This window comes from Streptomyces sp. NPDC002889 (assembly GCF_042888425.1).
GTDB lineage: Bacteria > Actinomycetota > Actinomycetes > Streptomycetales > Streptomycetaceae > Streptomyces.
This window is the reverse complement of the sequence record NZ_JBIAPT010000093.1, coordinates 1-1,161: the sequence shown is the minus strand read 5'-3', so window position 1 is coordinate 1,161 and position 1,161 is coordinate 1. Positions and strand designations below refer to the sequence as shown.

The window sequence follows — 1,161 nt, the reverse complement described above, 5'->3', positions numbered from 1 at the left end:
CAGCTCACCGTCCGGCGACCACCGGGCCAGATCACCCGTCCGATACATCCGCACACCCGACCCCACGAACGGGCAGGCCACGAACCGCCCCGAAGTCAGACCCGGCCGGCCCAGATAACCACGCGCCAGCCCCGGGCCCACGACATACAACTCACCCGTCACACCCACCGGAACCGGCTTCAGAAAATCATCCAGCACATACACCCGGGTGTTGCCGATCGGACGGCCGATCGGCACCGGACCGCCCTGCACCTGCGAGGCCGACAGAGACTCGCTCATCGTCGCGCAGACCGTCACCTCCGTCGGACCATACGCATTCACCATCCGACGCCCCGACGACCAGCGCTCCACCAACACCGACGGGCACGCCTCACCCGCCACCACAAGGGTGTCCACGCACTCGGGAAGGTCCTCCACCGTCGCCAGCACCGACGGCGGCACCGTCACATGCGACACCCCGAACTCGGCAACAACCCCCGCCAACGACCCCAACGGCGGCAACCGGTCCCCGTCCACCATCACCAACGACGCACCCGACAACAGCGCCATGCACAACTCGGAAACCGCGGCATCAAAACTCAACGACGCCAGCTGCAACACCCGCGACTCCGCACCGACCCCCAACCGATCGATCTGACTGAACGCCAGATTCCCGATCCCCGCATGCGTAACCACCACACCCTTCGGCGTCCCCGTCGAACCCGACGTATAAATCACATACGCCGCATCCTCCACCCGGCTCCCGGCAGCCACCGGCTCCGACGAGCGACCAGAAATCGACTCCACGACATCCGGGGCGTCGAACACCAGCCGGGCCACCCCAGCCGGAACCACCCTCTGCGTCCCAGCCGTGCACACCACCAGCACCGGCGCCGCATCACCCAGCATGAACGCAATCCGCCCCACCGGATACGCCGGATCCACCGGAACGAACCCCGCACCCGCCTTCGCCACACCCAGCAGCACCGCCACCAGATCCACCGAACGCCCCATCACCACACCGACCAGATCACCGACCCCCACACCACGGGCAACCAACTCCCGCGCCACCCGGCTCGACACCCGGTCCAACTCCCCGTACGACCACTCCCGGCCACCCTCACCCACCACCGCCACCGCACCCGGCGAACACCCCACCCGAACCCCGAACAACTCCGCCAA

Annotated in this window: 1 protein-coding gene; it reads right to left on the bottom strand. The window is 67.6% G+C overall.

Going from position 1 to position 1,161, the window contains the following annotated elements; all coding sequences use genetic code 11:
• Nucleotides 1-1,116: amino acid adenylation domain-containing protein (locus tag ACFYWI_RS38535; RefSeq protein WP_389240864.1), on the bottom strand; the 1,116-nt coding region annotated here is incomplete at its 3' end.
• Nucleotides 1,117-1,161 lie beyond the last annotated feature (45 nt).